31 protein-coding genes are annotated in these 25,442 nt (G+C 57.7%); 18 read left to right on the plus strand and 13 right to left on the minus strand.

Annotated elements, in window-relative coordinates; genetic code table 11:
* Positions 1 to 2: 2 nt before the first annotated feature.
* Genes AB6V08_RS12600 through AB6V08_RS12615 form a run of 4 tightly spaced genes read right to left on the minus strand, consistent with a single transcriptional unit; the run spans position 3 to position 2,413 of the window.
* Positions 3 to 752: an SDR family oxidoreductase gene (locus AB6V08_RS12600; RefSeq protein WP_368543007.1), complete on the minus strand. Its 750-nt coding sequence runs from the start codon at positions 750 to 752 to the stop codon at positions 3 to 5.
* Positions 752 to 1,774, minus strand: a complete 1,023-nt coding sequence (locus tag AB6V08_RS12605) for a Rieske 2Fe-2S domain-containing protein (RefSeq protein WP_368543009.1) — start codon at positions 1,772 to 1,774, stop codon at positions 752 to 754. The genes AB6V08_RS12600 and AB6V08_RS12605 overlap by 1 nt, the downstream gene beginning before the upstream one ends.
* Before the next feature lie 10 nt (positions 1,775 to 1,784).
* Positions 1,785 to 2,093 carry a recombinase-like helix-turn-helix domain-containing protein gene (locus AB6V08_RS12610; protein WP_368543011.1) on the minus strand — a complete coding sequence of 103 codons (309 nt, stop codon included), beginning with the start codon at positions 2,091 to 2,093 and terminating at the stop codon, positions 1,785 to 1,787.
* Entirely contained in the window at positions 2,090 to 2,413 is a 324-nt protein-coding gene (locus tag AB6V08_RS12615; RefSeq protein ID WP_061097121.1) for a Rieske (2Fe-2S) protein, read from the minus strand. The genes AB6V08_RS12610 and AB6V08_RS12615 overlap by 4 nt, the downstream gene beginning before the upstream one ends.
* A 414-nt stretch (positions 2,414 to 2,827) precedes the next feature.
* On the opposite strand from AB6V08_RS12615, the gene AB6V08_RS12620 reads away from it, so the two are divergent.
* Positions 2,828 to 4,039, plus strand: coding sequence for an MFS transporter (locus tag AB6V08_RS12620; protein ID WP_368543013.1), 1,212 nt, complete (start codon positions 2,828 to 2,830; stop codon positions 4,037 to 4,039).
* 2 nt (positions 4,040 to 4,041) lie between these two features.
* Here the strand turns inward: AB6V08_RS12620 and speB are convergent, their stop codons facing one another.
* From speB to AB6V08_RS23235, 4 genes are all read right to left on the minus strand, one after another.
* The gene (gene speB / locus AB6V08_RS12625) at positions 4,042 to 4,962 is read right to left on the minus strand and encodes an agmatinase (protein ID WP_058608614.1); all 921 of its coding nucleotides are present in this window, start codon (positions 4,960 to 4,962) and stop codon (positions 4,042 to 4,044) included.
* A 286-nt stretch (positions 4,963 to 5,248) separates the two neighbouring features.
* Positions 5,249 to 7,225 (minus strand): biosynthetic arginine decarboxylase, encoded by a 1,977-nt coding sequence (gene speA, locus AB6V08_RS12630; protein WP_368543016.1) that lies wholly within the window; start codon positions 7,223 to 7,225, stop codon positions 5,249 to 5,251.
* A gap of 8 nt (positions 7,226 to 7,233) precedes the next feature.
* A complete protein-coding gene (gene yqgB / locus AB6V08_RS12635; RefSeq protein WP_368543018.1) occupies positions 7,234 to 7,365 on the minus strand; it encodes an acid stress response protein YqgB in 132 nt (43 codons plus the stop codon).
* Positions 7,366 to 7,458: 93 nt separating this feature from the next.
* On the minus strand, positions 7,459 to 7,602 hold the full coding sequence (locus AB6V08_RS23235) for a hypothetical protein (protein ID WP_439649880.1): 144 nt from the start codon (positions 7,600 to 7,602) through the stop codon (positions 7,459 to 7,461).
* Positions 7,603 to 8,027: 425 nt separating this feature from the next.
* On the opposite strand from AB6V08_RS23235, the gene metK reads away from it, so the two are divergent.
* The 8 genes from metK to ruvX all read left to right on the plus strand — a co-directional run bounded on the left by metK (position 8,028) and on the right by ruvX (position 15,162).
* Complete coding sequence (gene metK, locus AB6V08_RS12640) at positions 8,028 to 9,182, plus strand: methionine adenosyltransferase (RefSeq protein ID WP_368543020.1); 1,155 nt, start codon at positions 8,028 to 8,030, stop codon at positions 9,180 to 9,182.
* Positions 9,183 to 9,605: 423 nt separating this feature from the next.
* Complete coding sequence (gene galP, locus AB6V08_RS12645) at positions 9,606 to 11,003, plus strand: galactose/proton symporter (protein ID WP_368543022.1); 1,398 nt, start codon at positions 9,606 to 9,608, stop codon at positions 11,001 to 11,003.
* 59 nt (positions 11,004 to 11,062) lie between these two features.
* Positions 11,063 to 11,560 (plus strand): SprT family zinc-dependent metalloprotease, encoded by a 498-nt coding sequence (locus tag AB6V08_RS12650; RefSeq protein ID WP_368543024.1) that lies wholly within the window; start codon positions 11,063 to 11,065, stop codon positions 11,558 to 11,560.
* A 93-nt stretch (positions 11,561 to 11,653) separates the two neighbouring features.
* Positions 11,654 to 12,361 carry a deoxyribonuclease I gene (endA, locus tag AB6V08_RS12655; protein ID WP_368543026.1) on the plus strand — a complete coding sequence of 236 codons (708 nt, stop codon included), beginning with the start codon at positions 11,654 to 11,656 and terminating at the stop codon, positions 12,359 to 12,361.
* A gap of 51 nt (positions 12,362 to 12,412) precedes the next feature.
* Positions 12,413 to 13,144 carry a 16S rRNA (uracil(1498)-N(3))-methyltransferase gene (gene rsmE / locus AB6V08_RS12660; RefSeq protein WP_368543028.1) on the plus strand — a complete coding sequence of 244 codons (732 nt, stop codon included), beginning with the start codon at positions 12,413 to 12,415 and terminating at the stop codon, positions 13,142 to 13,144.
* A gap of 19 nt (positions 13,145 to 13,163) precedes the next feature.
* Positions 13,164 to 14,111, plus strand: a complete 948-nt coding sequence (gene gshB / locus AB6V08_RS12665) for a glutathione synthase (RefSeq protein ID WP_368543030.1) — start codon at positions 13,164 to 13,166, stop codon at positions 14,109 to 14,111.
* Positions 14,112 to 14,185: 74 nt separating this feature from the next.
* Positions 14,186 to 14,746 (plus strand): YqgE/AlgH family protein, encoded by a 561-nt coding sequence (locus AB6V08_RS12670; protein ID WP_368543033.1) that lies wholly within the window; start codon positions 14,186 to 14,188, stop codon positions 14,744 to 14,746.
* A complete protein-coding gene (ruvX, locus tag AB6V08_RS12675) occupies positions 14,746 to 15,162 on the plus strand; it encodes a Holliday junction resolvase RuvX (RefSeq protein WP_368543035.1) in 417 nt (138 codons plus the stop codon). The genes AB6V08_RS12670 and ruvX overlap by 1 nt, the downstream gene beginning before the upstream one ends.
* Here ruvX and AB6V08_RS12680 read toward each other — a convergent pair.
* Positions 15,156 to 15,878: an IclR family transcriptional regulator domain-containing protein gene (locus AB6V08_RS12680; RefSeq protein WP_368543037.1), complete on the minus strand. Its 723-nt coding sequence runs from the start codon at positions 15,876 to 15,878 to the stop codon at positions 15,156 to 15,158. The two genes, ruvX and AB6V08_RS12680, sit on opposite strands and share 7 nt — an antisense overlap.
* Before the next feature lie 60 nt (positions 15,879 to 15,938).
* Positions 15,939 to 16,946: a type IV pilus twitching motility protein PilT gene (locus AB6V08_RS12685; protein WP_368543039.1), complete on the minus strand. Its 1,008-nt coding sequence runs from the start codon at positions 16,944 to 16,946 to the stop codon at positions 15,939 to 15,941.
* A gap of 17 nt (positions 16,947 to 16,963) precedes the next feature.
* Here AB6V08_RS12685 and AB6V08_RS12690 point away from each other — a divergent pair, with 17 nt between their 5' ends.
* The 6 genes from AB6V08_RS12690 to AB6V08_RS12715 all read left to right on the plus strand — a co-directional run bounded on the left by AB6V08_RS12690 (position 16,964) and on the right by AB6V08_RS12715 (position 20,704).
* Positions 16,964 to 17,668 carry a YggS family pyridoxal phosphate-dependent enzyme gene (locus tag AB6V08_RS12690; RefSeq protein ID WP_368543041.1) on the plus strand — a complete coding sequence of 235 codons (705 nt, stop codon included), beginning with the start codon at positions 16,964 to 16,966 and terminating at the stop codon, positions 17,666 to 17,668.
* Between the two features lie 18 nt (positions 17,669 to 17,686).
* Complete coding sequence (locus tag AB6V08_RS12695; RefSeq protein WP_368543043.1) at positions 17,687 to 18,253, plus strand: YggT family protein; 567 nt, start codon at positions 17,687 to 17,689, stop codon at positions 18,251 to 18,253.
* Positions 18,250 to 18,540 (plus strand): DUF167 family protein YggU, encoded by a 291-nt coding sequence (gene yggU, locus AB6V08_RS12700; protein WP_368543045.1) that lies wholly within the window; start codon positions 18,250 to 18,252, stop codon positions 18,538 to 18,540. Before AB6V08_RS12695 ends, yggU begins: the two co-directional genes overlap by 4 nt.
* Positions 18,541 to 18,549: 9 nt before the next feature.
* Positions 18,550 to 19,143 carry an XTP/dITP diphosphatase gene (locus AB6V08_RS12705; protein ID WP_368543047.1) on the plus strand — a complete coding sequence of 198 codons (594 nt, stop codon included), beginning with the start codon at positions 18,550 to 18,552 and terminating at the stop codon, positions 19,141 to 19,143.
* Positions 19,136 to 20,278: a radical SAM family heme chaperone HemW gene (gene hemW, locus AB6V08_RS12710; protein WP_368543049.1), complete on the plus strand. Its 1,143-nt coding sequence runs from the start codon at positions 19,136 to 19,138 to the stop codon at positions 20,276 to 20,278. The genes AB6V08_RS12705 and hemW overlap by 8 nt, the downstream gene beginning before the upstream one ends.
* 63 nt (positions 20,279 to 20,341) lie before the next feature.
* The gene (locus AB6V08_RS12715; protein WP_368543051.1) at positions 20,342 to 20,704 is read left to right on the plus strand and encodes an endonuclease domain-containing protein; all 363 of its coding nucleotides are present in this window, start codon (positions 20,342 to 20,344) and stop codon (positions 20,702 to 20,704) included.
* Positions 20,705 to 20,779: 75 nt separating this feature from the next.
* Here the strand turns inward: AB6V08_RS12715 and AB6V08_RS12720 are convergent, their stop codons facing one another.
* Genes AB6V08_RS12720 through trmB form a run of 3 tightly spaced genes read right to left on the minus strand, consistent with a single transcriptional unit; the run spans position 20,780 to position 22,598 of the window.
* On the minus strand, positions 20,780 to 21,499 hold the full coding sequence (locus AB6V08_RS12720; protein WP_368543053.1) for a DUF2884 domain-containing protein: 720 nt from the start codon (positions 21,497 to 21,499) through the stop codon (positions 20,780 to 20,782).
* A gap of 53 nt (positions 21,500 to 21,552) precedes the next feature.
* On the minus strand, positions 21,553 to 21,879 hold the full coding sequence (locus tag AB6V08_RS12725) for a YggL family protein (RefSeq protein WP_368543056.1): 327 nt from the start codon (positions 21,877 to 21,879) through the stop codon (positions 21,553 to 21,555).
* Positions 21,879 to 22,598, minus strand: coding sequence for a tRNA (guanosine(46)-N7)-methyltransferase TrmB (trmB, locus tag AB6V08_RS12730; RefSeq protein ID WP_368543058.1), 720 nt, complete (start codon positions 22,596 to 22,598; stop codon positions 21,879 to 21,881). The genes AB6V08_RS12725 and trmB overlap by 1 nt, the downstream gene beginning before the upstream one ends.
* Before the next feature lie 138 nt (positions 22,599 to 22,736).
* Between trmB and mutY the strand changes: the two genes are divergently transcribed.
* The 3 genes from mutY (at position 22,737) to mltC (ending at position 25,295) form a co-directional block, all read left to right on the plus strand.
* Positions 22,737 to 23,795, plus strand: coding sequence for an A/G-specific adenine glycosylase (mutY, locus tag AB6V08_RS12735; RefSeq protein ID WP_368543060.1), 1,059 nt, complete (start codon positions 22,737 to 22,739; stop codon positions 23,793 to 23,795).
* A 26-nt stretch (positions 23,796 to 23,821) separates the two neighbouring features.
* Complete coding sequence (locus AB6V08_RS12740) at positions 23,822 to 24,094, plus strand: oxidative damage protection protein (RefSeq protein WP_368543062.1); 273 nt, start codon at positions 23,822 to 23,824, stop codon at positions 24,092 to 24,094.
* 124 nt (positions 24,095 to 24,218) lie between these two features.
* Complete coding sequence (gene mltC / locus AB6V08_RS12745) at positions 24,219 to 25,295, plus strand: membrane-bound lytic murein transglycosylase MltC (RefSeq protein ID WP_368543072.1); 1,077 nt, start codon at positions 24,219 to 24,221, stop codon at positions 25,293 to 25,295.
* Positions 25,296 to 25,442 lie beyond the last annotated feature (147 nt).

The following is a 25,442-nucleotide window of genomic DNA, read 5'->3' on the forward strand; positions in this document are numbered from 1 at the left end:
CCTTAGTTAAAGACGAAACCGCCGTTGACCGGGATCAGCTGCCCGGTAATGAACCGCGACAGATCGCTGAGCAGCCAGACCACGCTGCCGGTGACATCTTCCGGCTGCTGCGCGCCCGCCAGCGCGCGGCCGTTTTCATACAGCTGATGCCGCTCGGCGGGGACATATTCGGTTGCCTCGACGCGGGTTAACCCCGGGGCGATGGCGTTGATGCGAATGCGTTTTTCGCCCAGCTCGCGGGCCATTGAGCGGGTCATGGCAATCACCGCGCCCTTGCTGGCGACGTAGGCCATCAGGCGCGGCGCGCCCCACAGCGCGGTGTCGGACGCCACGTTCACGATCCCCGCCCCGTCGCGCAGCAGCGGCACGGCGGCGCGGGTCACCAGCCAGGTGCCTTTGACGTTGACGCGCATCACCCGATCCCAGAGATCCGGATCGTAATCGAGCATGTCTTTGCCGCCCACGCCGGTCGCCATCGCCGCGTTGTTCACCAGGCCGTCAATTTGCCCTTTTTCGCCAACGGCGCTGAAGACCCGTTCTATGGAGTGCGGATCGGCCAGATCGATAACCTGCGATTCGATCGCAAAGCCCCGCTCGCGCAGCCCGTGGGCGCTTTCAGCCAGCTCGCCTTCGAGGATGTCGCACATCACCACCGCCGCGCCCTGCTCCGCGCAGGCTCTGGCAAAGTGATAGCCCAGCCCACGCGCCGCGCCGGTCACGACAATGCGCTTGCCGCTCAGCAGGCCATTCATCAGGCGGCTCCCTGCTGCTCTTCGCGCGTCGCCAGCTGCTCTTTCGCCGCCTTTTGCATCATGCGGCGCAGTCGGGAGAGGCCGACGTCGTGCTGGTAAAGGTATTCGTGGTCGCGGGCGTTTGGTGCCAGGCTTTCCAGCACCACGCGATCCTGCTCGAGCACTTCCCAGTGCAGTTTTTCCAGACGGTTGCGGTACATGAAGCGCCACATGTCGCGCTGCCAGCCCTGAACGCGGCGGATGCGCCAGAAGAAGACGCGGCAGTTGTCGTTATCTTCCGGCACCACCATGCCGACGATAAAGAAGTGGCCGCCCGGCCCGAAGCGCTTCTTATAGGGGATGGACAGGCGCATCCAGCAGGTGCCGCTGTTGCCCAGCTCGACCCAGTCGAAGTTGACGCCGCTCTGGCCTTTTTTCTCGAAAATAAAGCCGGTTTTGGTTGGCTGGAGCACCATGTCAGCCTTGCGATCCCCTTCCGCCATCGAGTGCGACGACGAGTGCAGATAGGTGCCGTGCATCGGGTCCATGACGTTTTCCAGCGCGTACTGGTAGTTGCATTTCCACGCCGCGGTGCAGAGGAAGTTGCTGAAGTTCTCCGTGTCTGCGAGCTCGTCCGGGAAGGTCAGCGCGTCCGGCTGCTGGTCGGCGGTGACGCCGAACCACAGGAAGATGGCGCCGTGCGCTTCCTGCACGCTATAGCTGCGCACGCACTGCTGGCCGACCAGCGGGCATTTATCCACGGCGGGCACATCTTTCACCTCGCCGTTGCCCGCCACTTCCACGCCGTGATACCAGCAGGCGATGCGGTCGCCGAGGTTCCAGCCCATCGACAGACGCGCGCCGCGATGCGGACAGCGGTCTTCCAGCGCCTGCACCTGGCCGTCTTTGTTGCGCCAGACCACAATCTGCTCGCCCAGGCGGGTAATGCCCACAGGAGCAGACTGCACTTCCCAGCTGGACAGCACCGGATACCAGAGGCCGCGCAGACCCTTATCGAGATAGTTTTGTACGGTAGTCGTCATCGCTTTGCCCTCAGTAGCCGTTAACCTGTAAGAATGCCTGGAAGCTGGACTCGCTCCACGGCTCGCCCTGCTGGTCGTGCATGCGCACGGCGTTCAGCCCGTTGACCAGATCCGGCAGGGTTTCCGCGCCCTGTTCAAAGAGATCTTCCAGCGTGGCGATGAGATTCAGCTCCCAGCTTTCCGGCTCGCGGCTGCGCGTCTGCCAGATCAGATTCTGGTAATCACCCGGCTTATGGATGGCGCCGTTGCCGCCCTCCGCAGGCGGGGCAAACTGGCGGCTCTCCGGCAGCGCCGGGTTGAAGTTCAGGGTATCGCTCATGCCACGGTCTCCTCGACAAAGGTAATCTGGATTTGGTTTTCAAAGACCCGCACCGGGTAGCGGTTAAGGTTGCGGCCACCGGGGCCGTGCAGGCACTGGCCGGTTTTGACGTCGAAAACCGCCTCGTGCAGCGGGCATTCCACCTTGCCGTCTTCCACAAATCCCTGGCTCAGCAGGGCATAAGCGTGCGGACATACGTCTTCCAGCGCGTAATATTCACCGTCAATCAAATAAACGCCGATCTCTTTACCCTCGACGCTGCCGCTAAAAGGGAAATCTTCCTGTACTTGCTCTGCGTCACATACGCCTATCCAGCTCATCACGATCCTCCAGGCTTTTGTTTCATATATGAAACTCTGTTTCTTATTTAATACGGTCAATATAAAAGCGATGAATGTTTCGTCAAGCATCAATGTGACGAATTTGTTAATCGAAAGGCAATTAATTAACTAAGTGTGCAAAGGATCACGAAAAAATGCAGCGATATGAAATTTTCATTATTACGGCGTGAATGAATACGATTTATCGATGGCTTTAAATTTGAATAAAGAGATATTGACTTCTTTTCTTTTTGTTCCTTAAAAATAAAAGAGATGCCGGATTCGGTGTTTCATATATGAAACTCATTTTTATTTTATCGTTTATAAACAATGAGTTTCACAGGTGAACCATTTTAGCTCCGTGACAATCACACTGATAAAAATATAAATAAACGCAAGCACAAGGCAGGATTTATGACGGCAAGATGGCAAGGCACAATTGCACTGTTATTACTCATTATTATTTCCTACGTCGACCGGGTAAATATCTCGGTAATGATTTTAAACCCAGAATTTGCCGAACATTTTCGGCTAAATGAAAACAGAATGTTACAGGGAATGCTGATGACCTGCTTTCTGCTGGGTTATGGTTTTTCGGCTTTATTATTAACGCCAGTTATTGAAAGCAAGCTGCATTACCGGCAGGGATTATTAAGCAGCATTGCGATTTGGGCCGCGGTGTGCGCGATTTCCCCCCTGCTCGGCTCGCTGATGGGGATGCTCATCGCCCGCGTCATTTTGGGGATTGCCGAAGGGCCGCTCTTTTCGATGAAAACGCGCTTCATTAGCGACAGCTTTAGCGCAGAGGAGATCGGCAAACCCAATGCCGTGACCGCGCTGGGCGTTTCCCTCGGGCTGGCGGTCGGCTTTCCGCTGGTCACCTGGCTGATGGCCCATCTCGGCTGGGCCGGCTCGTTCTATGCGCTGGCGGCGATCAACCTGGTTCTCGGGGGCGGCCTCATCTGGCGTTTCCTGCCCGCTCCGGCGCGGACGGTGAACGCCGTCAGGCCGGGCTTTGTGCAGACCTTCACCCTGGCGTGGCAAACGCCCCTGCTGGGCTGGATCCTGCTGGTTGAAATCGCCACGCTGAGCTATCTCTGGGGCAGCAGCGCGTGGCTGCCCGCATGGCTGCGCGACGAGCACCACTTCTCGCTGCACGCCACGGGCTGGCTGGCGGCCATTCCCTTCCTGCTGAGCCTGGGCTCTAAATTCCTCGGCGGGGTGCTGCTCGACAAAATGCGCCCGGAGCAGGCGCCGCTGCTTTTTGTGGCGGGCGGGGCGCTAACGGCGCTGTCCGTTGTCGCGCTGATGCTGAGCCATCAGCCCGCATGGCTGGCGCTGTTTATGCTTTCGGCGAACGTCTTCTGGGGGCTTCAGGGCGCGGCAATCCCAGCGGTTATCCAGCATCACGCCGCGCGGGAAGCGGTGGGCAGCGCATACGGAATCATTAACGGGATCGGGAATATTTGCGCGGCGTTTATTCCGCTGCTGATGGGGATGGTGATGAAATCAATGGGGTCGGTCAGCTCCGGATTTTCGGTGCTGGTCGTGTCGCAGGTCGTTACCCTGCTGGCGGGAGGAATGTTGCTGCTGCGCATGCGTCGCGCAGCAGCACTCGGCGTCTAGGCTTATTCGCCTTTTTTCGCCGCCTGGATGTAGAGCATTTCCAGCGCCAGGGTCGCCGCGGCCAGCGCGGTGATCTCGGACTGGTCATAGGCCGGAGCCACTTCCACCACGTCCATCCCCACGATGTTCAGATCCTTCAGACCGCGCACCAGCTTGATGGCGCGGTCAGAAGTCAGGCCGCCGATCACCGGCGTACCGGTGCCCGGTGCAAACGCCGGATCCAGGCAGTCGATGTCGAAGGTCAGGTAGACAGGCATATCGCCGACGATCTGCTTCACCTGCGCGATGATGTCGTCCACGCCGCGATCGTTCACCTGGCAGGCGTCCAGCACGGTAAAGCCGTTGTCTTTGTCGAACTCGGTACGAATACCAATCTGCACGGAGTGGTTCGGATCGATCAGGCCTTCTTTCGGTGCGGTGAAGAACATGGTGCCGTGGTCGAATTCGCAGCCGTTCGCGTAGGTGTCGGTGTGGGCGTCAAAGTGAACCAGCGCCATTTTGCCGAAGTGTTTCGCGTGCGCGCGCAGCAGCGGCAGGGTCACGAAGTGGTCGCCGCCGAAGGAGAGCATACGCTTGCCGGCAGCCAGCAGCTTCTCGGCGTGGGCCTGCAGCTTTTCGCTCATTTCACGCGCGTCGCCGAAGGCGTAGACCAGGTCGCCGCAGTCCACCACGTTCAGGCGCTCGCGCATGTCGAAGTTCCACGGGAAGCGGTTGTGCTCCCAGGCCAGGTTAGTGGACACCTGACGGATTGCCGCCGGGCCGTGACGACCGCCCGCGCGGCCAGAGGTAGCCATATCAAACGGCACGCCGGTGATCACCCAGTCAGCGTCGCTGTCGTAGGGCTGGAAATTCATTGGAAGGCGTAAAAAACCAAACGCGTTAGATACCAGAGAGTTATCGTACTGATGACCTAAAGTGCTCATGACCTGACCTCTTTTAAAGTCGATACATTAAAAACGGATGAAAAAAAATCCCCTCCGCGTCGTTAAACCCGACGAGGAAGGGATTGATTCGTAAATCGCTGATTGGGGCGAATTATCGCCGTTAATTCATACGGGTTCAAGAGAGTATAGCATTCTGCCGGATGACGGCTCCGCCTTATCCGGCCTACATTCGTAGGCCCGGTAAGCACAGCGCCACCGGGCATCAGCGGTACAGCAGCCTGTTGCCCTCACCCCGCCCCTCTCCCACCGGGAGAGGGTGATTTTCCTACTCGTCTTCCAGGTACGTATACCCGTACAGACCCGCTTCAAACTCTTCCAGGAACTGCTGCTGCAGCGCGTCGTCCAGACCGGTGTTTTTCACCTGGTCGCGGAACTGGGTCAGCAGGGTTTTCGGATCGAGCTGCACGTACTCCAGCATGTCCGCCACGGTATCCCCTTCGTCGGACAACTCAACTTCCACGCTGCCGTCAGGGAAGACAAACACGTCAACCGCTTCGGTATCGCCGAACAGGTTGTGCATGTTACCGAGGATCTCCTGATACGCACCGACCATAAAGAAGCCCAGCATCGGCGGGTTCTCCGGGTCGTACTCCGGCATCGGCATGGTGGTCGCAATACCGTCGCCGTCCACGTAGTGATCGATAGCGCCGTCGGAGTCGCAGGTGATGTCCAGCAGCACCGCGCGACGCTCAGGGGCGTGGTTCAGCCCTTCCAGCGGCAGAACCGGGAACAGCTGATCGATACCCCAGGCATCCGGCATCGACTGGAACAGGGAGAAGTTGACGTAAATCTTGTCCGCCATACGCTCCTGCAGCTCGTCGATAATCGGACGGTGCGCGCGGTTGCTCGGATCAAGCTGCTTCTGCACTTCGTGGCACATGTTCAGATAGAGCTGCTCTGCCCACGCGCGCTCCTGCAGGCTGAAGGTGCCTGAAGAGTAGCCGACGTGAATATCATGCAGATCCATCTGGCTATCGTGCAGCCATTCGCGCAGGGAACGGCGCGTGCCCGGCTCGTGCATCTCCTGCCAGGTTTCCCACATGCTTTGCAGGGAACGCGGGGCATCGTCCGCCGGAGGCGTCGCTTCGGTGGTTTCGCTACGCTCCACGCCGATGATGTTGGACACCAGGACGGTGTGGTGCGCGGTCACCGCGCGGCCAGACTCGGTGATCACCGTCGGGTGCGGCAGGCCGTTCTCTTCACAGGCGTCGCCAATCGCCCAGATGATGTTGTTGGCGTACTCGTTCAGGCCGTAGTTTACCGAGCAGTCAGACTGCGAGCGGGTCCCTTCGTAGTCCACGCCCAGGCCGCCGCCCACGTCGAAGCACTGAATGTTGACGCCGAGCTTGTGCAGCTCAACGTAGAAACGGGCCGATTCGCGCACGCCGGTGGCGATATCGCGAATGTTCGCCATCTGCGAGCCGAGGTGGAAGTGCAGCAGCTGAATGCTGTCCAGACGACCGCGTTCCCGCAGGATCTCCACCAGCTGGAGAACCTGGTTCGCCGCGAGGCCGAACTTGGATTTTTCGCCGCCGGAGGACTGCCATTTACCGGAGCCCTGGGACGCCAGACGCGCACGCACGCCGAGGCGCGGGATAACGTTCAGACGCTCGGCCTCTTCCAGCACGATGGCGATTTCGGTCATCTTCTCGATAACCAGATAGACCTTGTGGCCCATCTTCTCGCCGATCAGCGCCAGACGAATGTATTCACGGTCTTTATAGCCGTTACAGACGATCACCGAACGAGTCATGCCCGCGTGCGCCAGAACCGCCATCAGCTCGGCTTTGGAACCTGCTTCCAGGCCCAGCGGCTCGCCGGAGTGGATCAGGGATTCAATGACGCGGCGATGCTGGTTCACCTTGATCGGGTAAACCAGGAAGTAGTCGCCCTTATAGCCGTAAGATTCACGCGCGCGTTTGAAGGCGGCGTTAATGGAACGCAGGCGATGTTGCAGGATCTGCGGGAAGCAGAACAGTGCAGGCAAACGCTGGCCCTGCGCTTCGCGGGCTTTCACCAGCTTAGCGAGATCCACGCGCGCTTCAGGGACGTCGGGATCCGGGCAAACGCTGATGTGGCCCAGCTCGTTGACGTCGTAGTAGTTATTGCCCCACCAGGCAATATTGTATGTGCGCAGCATCTTGCTGGCTTCCTCGGAGCTCATCGCAACCTCCTGCATAGAACGTAGTACACCCTGGTCGCCTGCTGACGAAGGCGAAACCGAAGACATGTCGTCAGACATAGCGAACCTCAACTCTTTGTATTAAGTGTAAAACAGTTGACTACTATCGCAGCGTTATACGGCGATAACAACCCATAAACGGCCCGGTTTCCCAGCAGAGAATGCTGAAATCCAGACCGTGCGACCGGTTTCTTATTCATATCATTGTAAAACACGTATCCGAACTCTGTATGACAGGTTCGGCGAAACCACGAGAAAACTCCTGAATTAACAAGAGCGCCCTTGTTCAGTTTTCACAGAGCGTGACCGGCCCTGGAGTCCTGAGAAGCACCGAGATGGGTATAACATCGGCAGGTTTGCAGACTAGATTTGCGGGTTGCGGGAATCAAATGCGCGCCAGAACGGCTGCGCTGAATTAGCGGAAAACGATGGTTCATTATCTGTTATCACCTCCACGGCCGTTCCTGCTGAAACGGACCACAAGCCAAAGCTAAATGTTCACTGCTTAACCCGGCTGGAAGTGGCGACACGATGAGTTCATCGAGCGCTTATTTTATATGAGCCGCGCGCCGCGTTTTATACCGAGAAGGGGGCTAAAAAGCAAAACAAAAATGCGCGTGTTGCCAGCAGCGTCAGGAAAAATTTCCAGCCGCCATTTCAACGCAGTGAGAGCTGAATCAAAAAAAACTGGAAATCGGGCGAAGAAGTGACCTAAAATAGACGTCCAGATGTTAATCCATCCATACCGATTAACACTCAGACTGCCAGTGTCAAAAACCTGCAGGCCTTGGTAGAATTATCTCCATAGGCTATTCCACACAGCAGCTTGAGCTAACCAAATTCCTCTTAGGTGAAATAAAACATGGCAAAACACCTGTTTACGTCCGAGTCCGTATCAGAAGGACATCCTGATAAAATTGCTGACCAAATCTCCGATGCGGTGCTGGATGCGATCCTCGCTCAGGATCCGAAAGCGCGCGTAGCGTGTGAAACCTATGTCAAAACCGGCATGGTTCTGGTTGGCGGTGAGATCACCACCAGCGCTTGGGTTGATATCGAAGAGATCACCCGTAACACGGTGCGTGAAATCGGCTATGTGCATTCTGATATGGGCTTTGATGCCAACTCTTGCGCGGTACTGAGCGCCATTGGCAAACAGTCTCCTGACATCAACCAGGGCGTTGACCGTGCCGATCCGCTGGAACAGGGCGCGGGCGACCAGGGCCTGATGTTTGGCTACGCAACCAACGAAACCGACGTGCTGATGCCAGCGCCTGTGACCTACGCGCACCGTCTGGTGCAGCGTCAGGGCGAAGTGCGTAAAAACGGCACCCTGCCGTGGCTGCGCCCGGATGCGAAAAGCCAGGTCACCTTCCAGTATGACGACGGCAAAATCGTTGGTATCGATGCCGTGGTTCTGTCCACTCAGCACGCCGAAGATATTGACCAGAAATCCCTGCAGGAAGCGGTGATGGAAGAGATCATCAAGCCGGTTCTGCCAACTGAATGGCTGAGCTCCGCGACCAAATTCTTCATCAACCCAACCGGCCGTTTCGTTATCGGTGGCCCAATGGGCGACTGCGGCCTGACCGGCCGTAAAATCATCGTTGATACCTACGGCGGCATGGCTCGCCATGGCGGCGGTGCGTTCTCCGGTAAAGATCCGTCTAAAGTTGACCGTTCTGCTGCCTACGCTGCACGCTATGTTGCGAAAAACATCGTTGCCGCGGGCCTGGCTGACCGCTGTGAGATCCAGGTTTCCTACGCTATCGGCGTGGCTGAACCGACCTCCATCATGGTGGAAACCTTCGGTACCGAAAAAGTGCCTTCAGAACAGCTGACCCTGCTGGTCCGCGAGTTCTTCGACCTGCGTCCTTACGGTCTGATTCAGATGCTGGATCTGCTGCACCCTATCTACCAGGAAACCGCTGCATACGGTCACTTTGGTCGCGAACATTTCCCATGGGAAAAAACCGACAAAGCCGCCCTGCTGCGTGAAGCTGCCGGTCTGAAGTAATCGACCGTCATCGCGTTTAAAAGGCCAGCCTTCGGGCTGGCCTTTTGCATTTGTACGATCGCCTTTGCGCGGGCCTACGGGCTTTGCGGTATTTGTAGGCCGGGTAAGGCGCAGCCGCCACCCGGCAGAAAGCCGCACCACATGGAACCGATTACACCGCAGCGAATATCTCCCGCTTTCAGACTATTCTCTTTGCATGATCGCATTTCTTCTGCTGTTACATTCCCTTTCAGTTAAGTCTGAAATGTGCTTTTCCGCGATGCATATCAATTAATTTAGCTCTATATTTTCAAAGCTTTAATTACATTTACGATTACGCATTAGTGTAACCGATTACACCTATGTGACTAATCTCACATATTTTTACGGGTTGCTCACCTACCCTTAACATCGACAAAACTGATAACCCAACTGGAGGGCATAATGCCTGACAATAAAAAACAGGGGCGTACGTCCAATAAGGCGATGACTTTCTTCGTCTGCTTCCTCGCAGCCCTGGCAGGATTACTCTTTGGCCTGGATATCGGCGTGATTGCCGGTGCATTACCTTTCATCACCGATGAATTCCAGATAAACGCACACACGCAAGAGTGGGTCGTGAGCTCCATGATGTTCGGTGCGGCGGTCGGGGCGGTCGGCAGCGGCTGGCTCTCCTTCAAGCTCGGGCGTAAAAAGAGCCTGATGATCGGCGCAATCCTGTTCGTGGCGGGTTCGCTGTTCTCGGCAGCGGCGCCGAACGTTGAAGTGCTGCTGGTCTCCCGCGTGCTGCTGGGTCTGGCCGTGGGCGTTGCCTCTTACACCGCACCGCTGTATCTGTCTGAAATCGCGCCAGAAAAAATTCGCGGCAGCATGATTTCAATGTATCAGCTGATGATCACCATCGGTATTTTGGGCGCGTACCTGTCCGACACCGCGTTCAGCTACAGCGGTGCATGGCGCTGGATGCTGGGCGTGATCATCATCCCTGCCGTTCTGCTGCTGATTGGCGTCTTCTTCCTGCCGGACAGCCCGCGCTGGTTCGCGGCGAAGCGCCGCTTCCACGATGCCGAGCGCGTGCTGATGCGTCTGCGCGATACCAGCGCTGAGGCGAAAAACGAGCTGGAAGAGATCCGCGAAAGCCTGAAGGTGAAGCAGTCCGGCTGGGCGCTGTTCAAAGAGAACAGCAACTTCCGCCGCGCGGTGTTCCTCGGCGTGCTGCTGCAGGTTATGCAGCAGTTTACCGGGATGAACGTCATCATGTACTACGCGCCAAAAATCTTTGAGCTGGCGGGTTACACCAACACCACCGAGCAGATGTGGGGGACGGTTATCGTTGGCCTGACCAACGTGCTGGCAACCTTTATCGCTATCGGTCTGGTTGACCGCTGGGGTCGTAAGCCAACCCTGACGCTGGGCTTCCTGGTGATGGCAGTCGGCATGGGCGTGCTCGGTACGATGATGCATGTGGGCATTCACTCACCAACGGCGCAGTACTTTGCCGTGGCGATGCTGCTGATGTTCATCGTTGGTTTTGCGATGAGCGCCGGTCCGCTGATTTGGGTTCTGTGTTCTGAGATCCAGCCGCTGAAAGGCCGCGATTTCGGTATCACCTGCTCCACCGCGACCAACTGGGTAGCCAACATGATCGTCGGCGCAACCTTCCTGACGATGCTCAACACCCTCGGTAACGCCAACACCTTCTGGGTTTACTCCGGCCTGAACCTGTTCTTCATTATTCTGACCGTCTGGCTGGTTCCTGAAACGAAACACGTTTCCCTGGAACATATTGAACGTAACCTGATGAAAGGTCGTCCGCTGCGCGAAATCGGCGCACACGACTGATTCACCGCGCGGGAGGTGCCTCTTGCACCTCCCCGCTTCGCGTTTTATGCTCTGCCCCTATGAAAACTCCCCGCCTTCCTATCGCTCTTCAGCAGGCCGTTATGCGCAGCCTGCGGGAAAAACTCGCCCAGGCAAACCTGAAGCTCGGACGTAACTATCCTGAGCCAAAAGTGGTTTATCAGCAGCGCGGCACCTCGGCGGGCACCGCCTGGCTGGACTCTTACGAAATCCGCCTGAACCCGGTGCTGATGCTGGAGAACGCGCAGGCGTTTATCGATGAGGTGGTTCCGCACGAGCTGGCGCACCTGCTGGTGTGGAAACACTTTGGCCGCGTGGCGCCGCACGGCAAAGAGTGGAAGTGGATGATGGAAGCCGTCCTCGGCGTGCCGGCGCGCCGCACGCACCAGTTTGAACTGGGTTCCGTTCGCCGCAATACCTTCCCCTATCGCTGCCAGTGCCAGCAGCATCAGCTGACCGTGCGTCGCCACAACCGCGTGGTGCGCGGAGAAGCGACCTATCGCTGCGTTAAATGCGGTGAACCGCTGGTTGTCGAATAACCTTTGCACAATCAGGAACTTTCCTGATCTGACTGATTGCATACAAGAACAACATTCGTTACGTTGCGGGCTTATTTTGACACGGAGTCAACGATGTCCCGTAATTTCGCTTTCACGGTTGCGCTTCTGGCAACCGCTCTCTCAGGCCAGGCGCTGGCCGAAGGTATCAACAGCTTCTCACAGGCCAAATCCGCGGGCGTTAAGGTTAACGCCGACGTACCGGGTGATTTCTACTGCGGCTGCAAAATTAACTGGCAGGGCAAAAAAGGGGTCGTAGACCTTGAGTCCTGCGGCTACAAAGTGCGTAAAAACGAAAACCGCGCCAGCCGAATCGAATGGGAACATGTGGTTCCCGCCTGGCAATTCGGCCACCAGCGCCAGTGCTGGCAGGACGGCGGACGCAAAAACTGCAGCAAAGATCCGGTCTATCGCCAGATGGAAAGCGACATGCACAACCTGCAGCCGGCGGTGGGCGAAGTGAATGGCGACCGCGGCAACTTCATGTACGGCCAGTGGAACGGCGGCGAAGGCCAGTACGGACAGTGCGCCATGAAGGTTGATTTCAAAGAGAAAGTCGCCGAGCCACCGGCGCGCGCGCGCGGCAGCATCGCCCGCACCTACTTCTACATGCGCGACCGCTATGACCTCAACCTGTCGCGTCAGCAAACCCAGCTGTTTAACGCCTGGGACAAGCAATATCCGGTTACCGACTGGGAGTGCCAGCGCGACGAGCGCATCGCTAAGGTTCAGGGCAACCACAACCCTTACGTCCAGCGGGCTTGCCAGGCGCAAAAGAGCTAACCTACACTAGCGGCATTCATTTTCTCTCGCACCACACATGGAATTCTGACTATGCGCGTTCCCCGCATCTACCACCCTGAACTGATTACCGTGGGCAATGAAATCGCCCTGTCTGACGACGCCGCAAACCACGTGGGCCGCGTGCTGCGCATGGGCGCGGGTCAGGCAATCCAGCTTTTTGATGGGTCGAATCAGGTATTCGACGCCGAAATCACACGCGCGGATAAAAAGAGCGTGCACGTGAACGTGCTGCGCGGCGAGGTGGACGACCGTGAATCCCCGCTGCACATCCATTTAGGCCAGGTGATGTCGCGCGGTGAGAAGATGGAATTCACCATTCAGAAATCCATTGAGCTGGGCGTAAGCCTCATTACGCCACTTTTTTCTGAACGCTGTGGCGTTAAACTGGATGCTGAACGTCTGAACAAGAAGATCCAGCAGTGGCAGAAAATCGCCATTGCTGCCTGCGAACAGAGCGGACGTAACCGCATCCCGGAGATCCGCCCGGCGATGGATCTGGAAGCGTGGTGTGCCGAAGAGGAAACCGGGCTTAAGCTCAATCTTCATCCGCGCGCCAGCGCCAGTATCAACACGCTGCCGCTGCCCGTTGAACGCGTGCGCCTGCTGATTGGCCCCGAAGGCGGCCTTTCGGCGGACGAAATTGCCATGACGGCCCGTTACGCGTTTACTGATATTCTGTTGGGACCTCGCGTTCTGCGTACTGAGACAACTGCGCTCACTGCCATCACCGCGCTACAGGTGCGTTTTGGCGATCTGGGTTGACGTATAAATGGAGAAGAACATGATCAAGCTCGGCATCGTGATGGATCCCATCGCAAACATTAACATCAAGAAAGATTCCAGCTTCGCTATGCTGCTGGAAGCCCAGCGCCGCGGTTACGAACTCCACTATATGGAGATGAACGATCTTTACCTGATCAACGGTGAAGCCCGCGCGCGTACCCGCCTCTTAAGCGTCGAGCAGAATTACGATAAATGGTATGAATTCGGCACCGAGCAGGATATCCAGCTTGCCGACCTCGACGTTATCCTGATGCGTAAAGATCCGCCGTTCGACACCGAGTTCATTTACTGCACCTATATCCTTGAGCGCGCAGAAGAGAAAGGCACGCTGATCGTTAACAAACCGCAGAGCCTGCGCGACTGTAACGAGAAGCTCTATACCGCCTGGTTCTCTGACCTGACCCCGGAAACGCTGGTAACGCGCAACAAGGCCCAGTTGAAAGCCTTCTGGCAGAAGCACGGCGATATCATCATGAAGCCGCTGGACGGCATGGGCGGCGCGTCTATTTTCCGCGTGAAAGAGAGCGACCCGAACATTGGCGTGATTGCCGAAACCCTGACCGAGCTGGGCACGCGCTACTGCATGGCGCAGAACTACCTGCCCGCCATCGTCGACGGCGACAAGCGCGTTCTGGTGGTGGACGGCGAGCCGGTGCCTTACTGCCTGGCGCGCATTCCGCAGGGCGGCGAAACCCGCGGCAACCTGGCGGCTGGTGGCCGCGGCGAACCGCGTCCGCTGACCGAAAGCGACTGGGAAATTGCCCGCCGCGTCGGCCCAACGCTCAAAGCCAAAGGCCTGATCTTTGTTGGCCTGGACATCATCGGCGACCGTCTGACCGAGGTGAACGTCACCAGCCCGACCTGCATTCGTGAAATCGAAGCGGAATTCCCGGTCTCGATCACCGGAATGCTGATGGACGCAATCGAAAAACGTATTCAGAAATAACCTGTGACAGCGCCCTGGTTTATCCCCATACTGGGCGCTGTCGCTTTTTAAACCAGGAAACAGTACCTCTGACAATGAATTTACAGCATCACTTTCTTATTGCCATGCCTGCTCTCCAGGATCCGATTTTCCGCCGCTCCGTCGTTTATATCTGTGAATACAATGAAGACGGCGCGATGGGCATTATCATCAATAAGCCGCTGGAAAACCTGCAAGTCGAAGGCATTCTGGAAAAGCTTAAAATCACGACCGAAGAACGCCTCCCGGAGATCCGTCTTGATAAGCCGGTGATGCTGGGCGGGCCGCTTGCGGAAGATCGTGGCTTTATCCTGCATACGCCTCCGGCGTTCTCCTCCAGCATTCGTATTTCGGATAACACCGTCATCACCACCTCCCGCGACGTGCTTGAAACGCTGGGAACGGCGGATCAACCGTCCGAAGTGCTGGTTGCGCTGGGCTATGCCTCGTGGGAAAAGGGCCAGCTTGAGCAGGAGATCCTGGATAACGCATGGCTGACGGCACCTGCGGATCTGAACATCCTGTTTAAAACGCCTATCGCCGATCGCTGGCGTGATTCCGCAAAGCTGATTGGCATTGATATTCTGACCATGCCTGGCGTAGCGGGGCACGCATAATGAGCGGAACGCTTCTGGCCTTCGACTTTGGCACCAAAAGTATCGGCGTTGCCGTGGGCCAGCGCATTACCGGCACGGCACGCCCGCTGACGGCGCTCAAGGCTAACGACGGCACGCCAGACTGGACGCTTATCGAACGCCTGCTGAAAGAGTGGCAGCCGGATGACGTTATCGTCGGCCTGCCGCTCAACATGGATGGCACCGAGCAGCCGCTCACCGCGCGCGCGCGCAAGTTCGCGAACAAAATCCACGGTCGATTCGGCGTGTCGGTAAAGCTGCACGACGAGCGTCTGAGCACCGTTGAGGCCCGCGCGGGTCTGTTTGAACACGGCGGCTTCAGGGCGCTCAACAAAGGCAGCGTAGACTCTGCCTCTGCCGTGATTATCCTCGAAAGCTTCTTCGAGCAGGGCTACTGATCCGCGTCTGATTTGCCCGCGAAATCGGGCACCTTCAGCAGCTTTTCATTGAGCTGCTCAAGCTCGCCAAGGCGCGCCTCCACCACCGACTCTTCGACATTCCACATCCCGGCAAACGCCAGCGCGGCCTGATGCGCCCCGACGGGAATGGCCATCGAGACTTCCCCGTCGTCGTGATGCCAGACAACGCGCCCGGTTTTACGCTGCTGCTCAAGGTGGGGCGCCAGATTTAGCCACTGCGCCTCGGTGAAACGCTGCATCAGCTGCTCGTCGCTCTCGTCAGCCAGCAGCGCCATGCCAATGACCGACTGCCAGGCCGGAAGCATACGATACCCCGCCAGCGCCTGCGTGGTCTGGCTGCCGGGAACCGAGTGCCAGATGTAGATAATCTGGTCTTCCCAGAGCACGCCCAGCGCGACCACGATATCCCGCGGCGCGTGGCGCTCAAGAATCGGCAGCGCGCGTGAAAACAGCGCCGAGCCACGAATCGACTGCGCCGCCAGGGCGTGAATACCCGGCCCCGGCAGATAACGACGCTGCTCATCCTGCATCGTCAGGCCAATCGAGGCCATGGTCATGAGCAGGCGGTTAGCCCGCGTGGTGTTAATTCCCATCAGGCGCGCCAGCTCGCGACACCCAATTGCACGATCGCTGGAGACCAGATATTGCAGACAGCGGATACCGTCAATGAGGCTTTGATTGGGTTGTGATGACATGGTTTCGTCTGCTCTTAAGGAGGAAAGTCGATTCTACCGCTCGCGCGGCAGGAAACAAGGTCATGCCTGCGCCCTCTCAGCCCTTTCACTGAGCCGCCCCTGGGCGCAGCGTTCGGCGCGGCTCTGGGCGAAATTCTGCATGCCCGCCTGCTGCCCGGTCTGGATGATCCCCGGCAGCTGCCAGGTTTTGCCCTCGCGGATCAGGTTTGCCGCCGCCGCGGTGTTCACCAGCAGTTCGTAAAGCGCTACGCGTCCGCCCTGCGCGTCCGGACAGAGCTTTTGTGCCAGCACGGCGCGTAAGCTGCCCGCCAGCTGGTTACGCACCGGATCTTTTTCCTGCGCCGGAAAGGTATCCACCAGCCGTTCAATGGCCTGCGGCGCCCCGCGCGTATGCAGCGTTGCCAGCACCAGATGCCCGGTCTCCGCCGCCGTTAGCGCAAGACGGATAGTTTCACCGTCGCGCAGCTCCCCCAACAGGATGACGTCAGGATCTTCGCGCAGGGCACCGCGCAGCGCATCGGCAAACGAGCGGCAGTGCTGGCCGACCTCCCGCTGCTGGATGAGGCAACGCTCGCTTTGATAAATAAACTCCACCGGATCCTCCAGCGTCAGGATATGCCCGTCCAGATGATTGTTAAGGTGATCCACCATCGCCGCCAGGGTGGTGGATTTACCGCTGCCGGTCGCGCCCGTGACCAGAATCAGGCCGCCGTCATTTTCCAGCAGCGACGGGATAGCCTTCGGCACGCCCAGCGCCGCAAGCTGCGGGCAGGACGCAGGGAGCAGCCTCAGCGCGAGCGACGCGCCGTTGATATGGCTGAAGGCGCTCCCGCGCAGCCGCTGGCCGCCGGGGAGCGTCAGGGCAAAATCCACCTGCCCGTTTGCCCACCACTCGCCCTGCTGTTCGTCGGTCAGCCAGGTTTTTAACAGCTGGCCGACGTCAGGTGAGGGAAACGGCGCAGGCTCCAGCAGGCCGGCCCTGCGCCAGCGGGGTGGCGAATCACTGCACAGGTGTAGATCCGACACGTTATGCTTTACACTAAGGGCCACAATTTCTTCCAACACCACACGACTCTCCTCGGAAAATGAACGACATTGCGCATAACCTGGCACAGGTCCGGGACAAAATCTCAGCCGCTGCAAAGCGTTGCGGCCGTGCTCCAGAAGAAGTTACGTTACTTGCAGTCAGCAAAACCAAACCTGCGAGCGCCATCGCAGAAGCGATTGCCGCCGGCCATCGCGCGTTTGGCGAAAACTACGTGCAGGAAGGCGTGGATAAAATTCGCTATTTCCGTGAAGCGGGAAACGGTGGCCTGGAGTGGCACTTTATCGGCCCGCTGCAGTCGAACAAAAGCCGTCTGGTGGCGGAGCATTTCGACTGGTGTCACACCCTCGATCGTCTGCGTATCGCCACCCGCCTCAGCGAGCAGCGCCCGGCGGATTTACCGCCGCTTAACGTGCTGATTCAAATCAACATTAGCGACGAAAACAGCAAGTCCGGTATCGCACTGGATGAGCTGGATACGCTGGCCGCCGAGGTGGCTGCGCTGCCGGGGTTAACCCTGCGCGGGTTGATGGCAATCCCGGCGCCTGAGTCAAGTTACGAAAGGCAGTTTGCCGTGGCACAGCAAATGGCTGTAGCATTTGAGGCGCTTAAGGCCCGCTATTCAACGGTAGACACGCTTTCGCTTGGCATGTCGGACGATATGGAAGCCGCGATTGCGGCAGGCAGCACTATGGTGCGCATCGGCACGGCTATTTTCGGTGCGCGCGATTACTCCCAAAAATAAGGAAACCTGAGGAACGCCATGAAGACGTTGACTTTCCTGCTCTCAACGGTCATTGAGCTGTATACGATGGCGCTTTTGCTGCGCGTCTGGATGCAGTGGGCTCGTTGTGATTTTTACAATCCCTTCTCGCAGTTTGTCGTGAAAATCACACAACCTGTTGTCGGGCCGCTGCGCCGCGTGATCCCGGCGATGGGGCCAATCGACAGCGCCTCGCTGCTGGTGTCGTTTGTGCTGAGCGTGATCAAAGCCATCGTGCTGTTTATGGTGGTGACCTTCCAGCCGATCATCTGGATTGCCGCGGTGCTGATCCTGGTGAAGACCATTGGCCTGCTGATTTTCTGGGTGCTGCTGGTTATGGCGATCATGAGCTGGGTAAGCCAGGGCCGTAGCCCGGTGGAGTACGCGCTGATCCAGCTGGCGGAGCCGCTGCTGCGACCAATCCGTAATCTGCTGCCTTCCATGGGCGGTATCGACTTCTCGCCAATGATTCTGGTGCTGCTGCTGTACGTTATCAATATGGGCATCGCCGAGCTGCTGCAGGCCACGGGCAACATGCTGCTGCCGGGGCTGTGGATGGCGCTATGAGTGCGGTAAGCACCTGCGCCGACGGGCTGGTTTTACGGCTGTATATTCAGCCGAAAGCCAGCCGCGACAGCATTGTAGGACTGCATGGCGACGAACTGAAAGTCGCCATCACCGCCCCACCCGTTGATGGCCAGGCCAATGCGCATCTGACCAAATATCTGGCAAAACAGTTCCGCGTGGCAAAAAGTCAGGTCATCATTGAAAAGGGTGAACTTGGGCGTCATAAACAGGTAAAAATCCTCAATCCGCAATCCATCCCGACGGAAGTCGCGGCGTTGACAGAATAGGAAAAAACGATGCAGAAAGTTGTTCTCGCTACCGGTAACGCCGGTAAAGTGCGCGAGCTGGCCTCGCTGTTGAATGATTTTGGTCTGGATGTGGTGGCACAGACAGAGCTGGGCGTGGACTCTGCCGAAGAGACAGGCCTGACGTTTATCGAAAACGCGATCCTGAAAGCCCGCCACGCGGCGCAGGTGACCGGCCTGCCGGCCATTGCCGACGATTCGGGCCTGGCGGTGGATTATCTGGGCGGCGCGCCGGGGATCTACTCCGCGCGCTATTCCGGCGAAGGCGCTACCGACCAGCGCAATCTGGAAAAGCTGCTGGACACCCTGAAAGAGGTGCCGGACGCGCAGCGCACCGCGCAGTTCCACTGCGTGCTGGTTTATCTGCGCCATGCCGAAGACCCAACCCCGATCGTCTGCCACGGCAGCTGGCCGGGCGTGATTACCCGCGAAGCAGCAGGCAGCGGCGGCTTTGGCTACGACCCGATTTTCTTTGTCCCGACCGAGGGCAAAACCGCCGCGGAGCTGACCCGCGAAGAGAAAAGCGCGATTTCCCACCGTGGGCGCGCACTGAAACTGTTACTGGAAGCATTACGTAATGGCTAATTTGCCACCTCTGAGTCTTTATATTCATATCCCGTGGTGCGTGCAGAAATGCCCGTACTGCGACTTCAACTCGCACGCGCTGAAGGGCGAAGTGCCTCACGATGATTACGTTGCGCATCTGCTGGCCGACCTGGACGCCGATGTACCTTACGCACAGGGACGTGAAGTTAAGACCATTTTTATTGGTGGCGGTACGCCGAGCCTGCTTTCAGGCCCGGCGATGCAAACGCTGCTGGACGGCGTGCGTGCGCGCCTCAACCTAGCAGCGGATGCAGAAATTACGATGGAGGCGAACCCCGGCACCGTTGAGGCCGACCGTTTTGTCGACTATCAGCGTGCGGGCGTGAACCGTATCTCCATCGGCGTGCAGAGCTTTAGCGAGCCGAAGCTTAAGCGCCTGGGGCGTATCCACGGCCCGGAAGAGGCAAAACGCGCGGCGAACCTGGCAACCGGGCTTAATCTTCGCAGCTTTAACCTCGATCTGATGCACGGCCTGCCGGATCAGTCGCTGGAAGAGGCGCTGGACGACCTGCGACAGGCGATTGCGCTTAACCCGCCGCACCTCTCCTGGTATCAGCTGACCATCGAGCCGAACACGCTGTTTGGCTCCCGCCCGCCCGTGCTGCCGGACGACGACGCGCTGTGGGATATTTTCGAGCAAGGCCATCGGCTGCTGACCGACGCGGGCTATCAGCAGTATGAAACCTCCGCCTACGCGAAGCCGGGGTATCAGTGTCAGCACAACCTCAACTACTGGCGCTTTGGTGACTATCTGGGGATTGGCTGCGGCGCGCACGGCAAGGTGACCTTCCCGGACGGGCGTATTCTGCGTACCGCCAAAACGCGCCACCCGCGCGGGTATATGGAAGGGCGCTATCTGGAACGTCAACACGACGTGGAAGTGGCCGACAAGCCGTTCGAGTTCTTTATGAACCGCTTCCGCCTGCTGGAAGCCGCGCCACGCGCTGAGTTCACGCTGTATACCGGGCTGCCGGAAACGGTCATCCGCCCGCAGATTGACGAGGCGCTGGCGAAGGGGTATCTCACTGAGACTGACGAAATCTGGCAAATCACCGAGCACGGCAAGCTGTTTTTAAACTCCCTCCTTGAGCTGTTCCTCGCCGAAGGATCCTGAAGACAGGTTCAGGATTTTGCATCCCGTTCTGCCGGCTGAGGGAAAGGCTGGCAGAGTGTAGGGATGGACATTATTCGCTCACATGCAAAACGGCTCAGGCGCGAGCTCACAAATGAAGAAAATCGGCTGTGGTATTTACTGCGCGGTCGTCGTTTCGCTCACTATAAATTTCGCCGACAGCATCCAGTAGGGAATTACATTCTGGATTTCGCCTGCTGCGAGGCGCGCCTGGCAGTTGAGCTGGATGGAGGACAACATGATGAAAACAGGGAATACGATCGTCAAAGGACGCAGTGGTTAAACCAAAAGGGCTGGCATGTGATTCGATTCTGGAACAACGAACTCGGTAATAGTGAAGAGGCGGTACTGGATCAGATCTTTATGACGCTGCAAATGCTGCTACCCTCACCCCGGCCCTCTCCCTGAAAGGGAGAGGGAGCAAACCATCCCCTCGCCCCTCCGGGGAGAGGGTTAGGGTGAGGGGCCCAGCGCGCAGAAACGTTACTTCAGCGTCCCCACCAGCGCCTTGCGGCTATCTTCCAGCGACACCACGCGTTTACACACGTCTTTGCCGAACTGCTGGAAATCTGCTTCCTGATTCTTCCACTCGTTCTGAATCGAGGTCTGCAGGCCGCCCAGGCTGCCTAAAACGCCCTGTAACGGGTTACCGCCGCCTTTCAGCACCGCTTTGGCACCCATCTCGTTGATGCTGTCCTGGAGAATGCCGCCCATCGCCTGATTCACCAGGTTCTGGCCGTCGGCACGCACCTGATCGATTGCCTTGTAGTGGAACGTCAGGCCGTCGGTACGCTTCTCGATAATGCGGTTCATCTGCTCTTTCAGCTGAGCATCCAGCTTGGTCAGGCGAGTGCGCATGTTGCTGCTCTCACCCACCTCTTTGGTGATGATCTTGTCCAGCGCCACGCGGCTCTTCTCGACGCGCGTCAGGGCGCCGTCGTTAATCCACGGCAGCGCGGTGCGCAGATCCGCCTGGTAATCTTTTGCCTGCTCGCGCTGGGCGGCAGTCAGGTTGTACGGCTTGCCGTTGAAGGTTACGTTGCCATCCGGGGTAATCACCAGATTGCCGTTTTCGCCTTTCACCTGCACGGTTTGCGGGCTTAAGACCACGTCGTCGCGCGGCGTGACGCTACATTTATACTCCGCATGGGCGGTGAATCCGGTTGCCATCAGAGCAACAGCCAGCAACGTTTTACGCATCATTTAAACTCCCTAAGACAAAATGGGCCAGCTAATGCTGGCCCCGTACTGCTTACTTAGTCCCACCAAATGTCGAAAAGTTCGCTGATGCGCACGTCTTCGAATTTGCGGTCTTCCAGCCATTTGCGCACTGCGGCCTGGTGTTCTTCGGTGCATTTGCCCACTTCTTGCAGGCAAATCAGACCTTCCCACGCCAGGTAACCGCTGCCATCAAACGCCAGCTTGTTCGGCTCAATAACGTCGCTGATGAAGGCATCAACATCCTGATCAATTTGCTCTACGCTGGTCCCTTCCGGGAAACGCCATGCGACGGAGAAACCAACCTCCTGGAACTCCTCGATGTGCATTTTTTTACGCAGACGACGGCTACGGTTCTTTGCCATTATTTCACCCTCTCGAACATTAAGTCCCATACACCGTGGCCGAGACGATGGCCACGCTGTTCAAATTTTGTCACCGGACGTGAGTCCGGGCGCGGTACATAGTCGTTGCTTTCGGACTGGTTTTTATACCCGTCCAGCGACGACATCACTTCCAGCATATGTTCCGCATACGGTTCCCAGTCGGTCGCCATATGGAAGACGCCGCCCAGCTTAAGCTTACTTTTCACGAGCTCTGCGAAAGGTGCCTGAACGATACGGCGTTTATTATGACGTGCTTTGTGCCACGGGTCAGGGAAAAAGAGCTGAACCATGTTCAAAGAATTGTCAGGAATCATTTTGTGCAGCACTTCTACCGCGTCGTGGCACATCACGCGCAAGTTTTCCACGCCCTCTTCGTGCGCCGTCGCCAGACACGCGCCCACGCCCGGGGAGTGAACCTCAATGCCGAGGAAGTTCTGCTCCGGGCGCGCTTTCGCCATCGCCACCAGCGACGTGCCCATGCCAAAACCGATCTCCAGCGTAACCGGCGCGTCGCGGCCAAACAGTTCGCTAAAGTCGACGGGCTGCTCGCTGAACTCAACGCCCATCACCGGCCAGTAGTTGTCCAGCGCGTGTTGCTGCCCTTTTGTCAGGCGACCCTGACGGCGGACAAAGCTGCGAATACGGCGCAGCGGGCGGCCGTTTTCATCAAATTCCGGTGAAATGACGTCGTTTTTCATAAAAGAGTTGTCTGCTTGTGAGAATGTTCGGGAAACGGGCATTATCCAAAGTTAAGGCTTCTATGCAAGCATGGGAAAGATCCGGTTTACAGCAGATTGGCGCTGTGCTGCAATCGGCGTCCCTGATTAAGCGAATCGATGACCATGCAAGCCTCTCAATTTTCAGCCCAGGTGCTGGACTGGTACGACAAATACGGGCGTAAAACCCTGCCCTGGCAAATTGAAAAAACGCCTTATAAAGTATGGCTCTCCGAAGTGATGTTGCAACAAACGCAGGTCGCGACTGTTATCCCCTACTTCGAGCGGTTTATGGCGCGCTTTCCCACGGTCACCGATCTGGCCAATGCCCCTTTAGACGAAGTGCTGCACCTGTGGACCGGGCTTGGCTATTACGCCCGCGCGCGCAATCTGCACAAAGCCGCGCAGCAGGTCGCGACGCTGCACAACGGCAAATTCCCTGAAACCTTCGACGAGGTGGCGGATCTCCCGGGCGTTGGGCGTTCCACCGCGGGCGCGATCCTTTCCCTCTCCTTAGGCAAGCATTTTCCGATTCTCGACGGCAACGTAAAACGCGTGCTGGCCCGCTGCTATGCCGTTGACGGCTGGCCTGGCAAGAAAGAGGTCGAAAAACGGCTGTGGGAGATCAGCGAAGCGGTCACCCCGGTGAAAGGCGTGGAGCGCTTTAATCAGGCGATGATGGATTTAGGGGCGATGGTGTGTACGCGCTCTAAGCCGAAGTGCGAGCTGTGCCCGGTGAATAACCTCTGCGTGGCCTATGCCAACCATTCGTGGGCGCAGTATCCGGGCAAAAAGCCCAAGCAGACGCTGCCGGAGCGCACCGGGTATATGCTGCTGATGCAGCAGGGTGATGAGGTGTTCCTCGCCCAACGTCCGCCGAGCGGCCTGTGGGGTGGTCTATACTGCTTCCCACAGTTTGAAGATGAAGCCGCACTTCGGGAATGGCTTAAACAGCGCGGGATTGCTGCCGATAACCTCATGCAACAAACCGCGTTTCGCCATACCTTCAGCCATTTCCATCTGGATATTGTGCCTATGTGGCTTCCCGTGTCCTCATTCAGCGCGTGCATGGATGAAGGCCCGGCTCTCTGGTATAACTTAGCGCAACCGCCATCTGTCGGACTGGCGGCTCCCGTGGAGCGCCTGTTACAGCAATTACGTGCCGGTGCACTGATTTAGCATCGGCAAGAAAAAGAGGAATAAGTATGGCCAGAACCATTTTTTGCACCTTCCTGCAGCGCGACGCTGAAGGCCAGGATTTTCAGCTCTACCCTGGCGACCTGGGTAAGCGCATTTACAACGAGATCTCCAAAGAAGCCTGGGGACAGTGGCAGAAAAAGCAAACCATGCTGATCAACGAGAAGAAGCTCAGCATGATGAAACCGGAAGACCGCAAACTGCTGGAGCAGGAGATGGTGAACTTCCTGTTTGAAGGTAAAGACGTGCACATCGAAGGCTATACGCCGCCGGAAAAATAATATCGCGCTGCTGGTGCCGGGTGGCGCTGCGCTTACCCGGCCTACAAAACCGTAGGCCCGTGCAAGCGCAGCGCCGCCGGGCAACAGCACCCCCAAAGCAAACACAACACGCACTCCCGGAATGATGAAAAAACTTTTAGCGCTAGCTCTTGTTGCGCCGTTGCTTGTGTCTTGTTCTTCAAATAAAGGCGATGAATACAACGAAGCCTGGGTCAAGGACACCAACGGTTTTGACATTTTGATGGGGCAGTTTGCCCATAACATCGAAAACATATGGGGATTTAACGAAGTTCTTATTGCCGGACCTAAGGACTACGTTAAATACACCGACGCCTACCAGACGCGTAGCCACATCAACTTTGATGAGGGTACGATCACCGTCGAAACTATTGCCGGGACTGAACCTGCCGCCCGCCTGCGTCAGGCGATCGTCAAAACCCTGCTGATGGGTGACGATCCGGGTTCTATCGATCTCTATTCCGACGCCGACGATATTACGATTTCCAAAGAGCCGTTCCTGTACGGCCAGGTTGTGGATCAGACCGGTCAGGCGATCCGCTGGGAAGGCCGCGCCACCAAGTTTGCCGACTACCTGCTGCAAACGCGCCTCAAAAGCCGCACCAACGGCCTGAAAATCATCTACAGCGTGACCATCAACCTGGTGCCGAACCACCTCGACAAACGTGCGCATAAATACGTGGGCATGGTGCGTCAGGCGTCGCGCAAATACGGCGTGGACGAGTCGCTGATCCTGGCGATTATGCAGACCGAATCCTCGTTCAACCCTTACGCCGTAAGCCGTTCCGACGCCCTGGGGCTAATGCAGGTTGTGCAGCACAGCGCGGGTAAAGACGTGTTCCGGGCGCAGGGTAAATCCGGCACGCCGAGCCGCAGCTACCTGTTCGATCCGCAAAGCAACATTGATACCGGCACCGCGTATCTGGCGATGCTTAACAACGTTTATCTGAGCGGGATCGATAACCCAACCTCGCGTCGCTATGCGGTGATCACCGCCTACAACGGCGGCGCGGGCAGCGTGCTGCGCGTGTTCTCGAACGACAAGGTGCAGGCGGCCAATATCATCAACAGCATGGCGCCGGGGGATGTTTACTCTACCCTGACCACCCGCCACCCGTCCGCGGAGTCTCGCCGCTATCTTTATAAGGTGAATACGGCGCAGAAGAACTACCGTCGTCGGTGATTGGCGTGCCTTCTCCCGGAGGGGAGAGGGCCAGGGTGAGGGGTACATAAGGCTGTAGTGGTCATTCCGTTCACCTTACGTCCCCTGCTTCTCTGTCACCACAATACTTGTGAACGTGTCAGGGAGGCTCACCGCCGCCTCCCTGAC

The sequence above is a fragment of the Enterobacter soli genome (assembly GCF_964208575.1).
GTDB lineage: Bacteria > Pseudomonadota > Gammaproteobacteria > Enterobacterales > Enterobacteriaceae > Enterobacter > Enterobacter soli_A.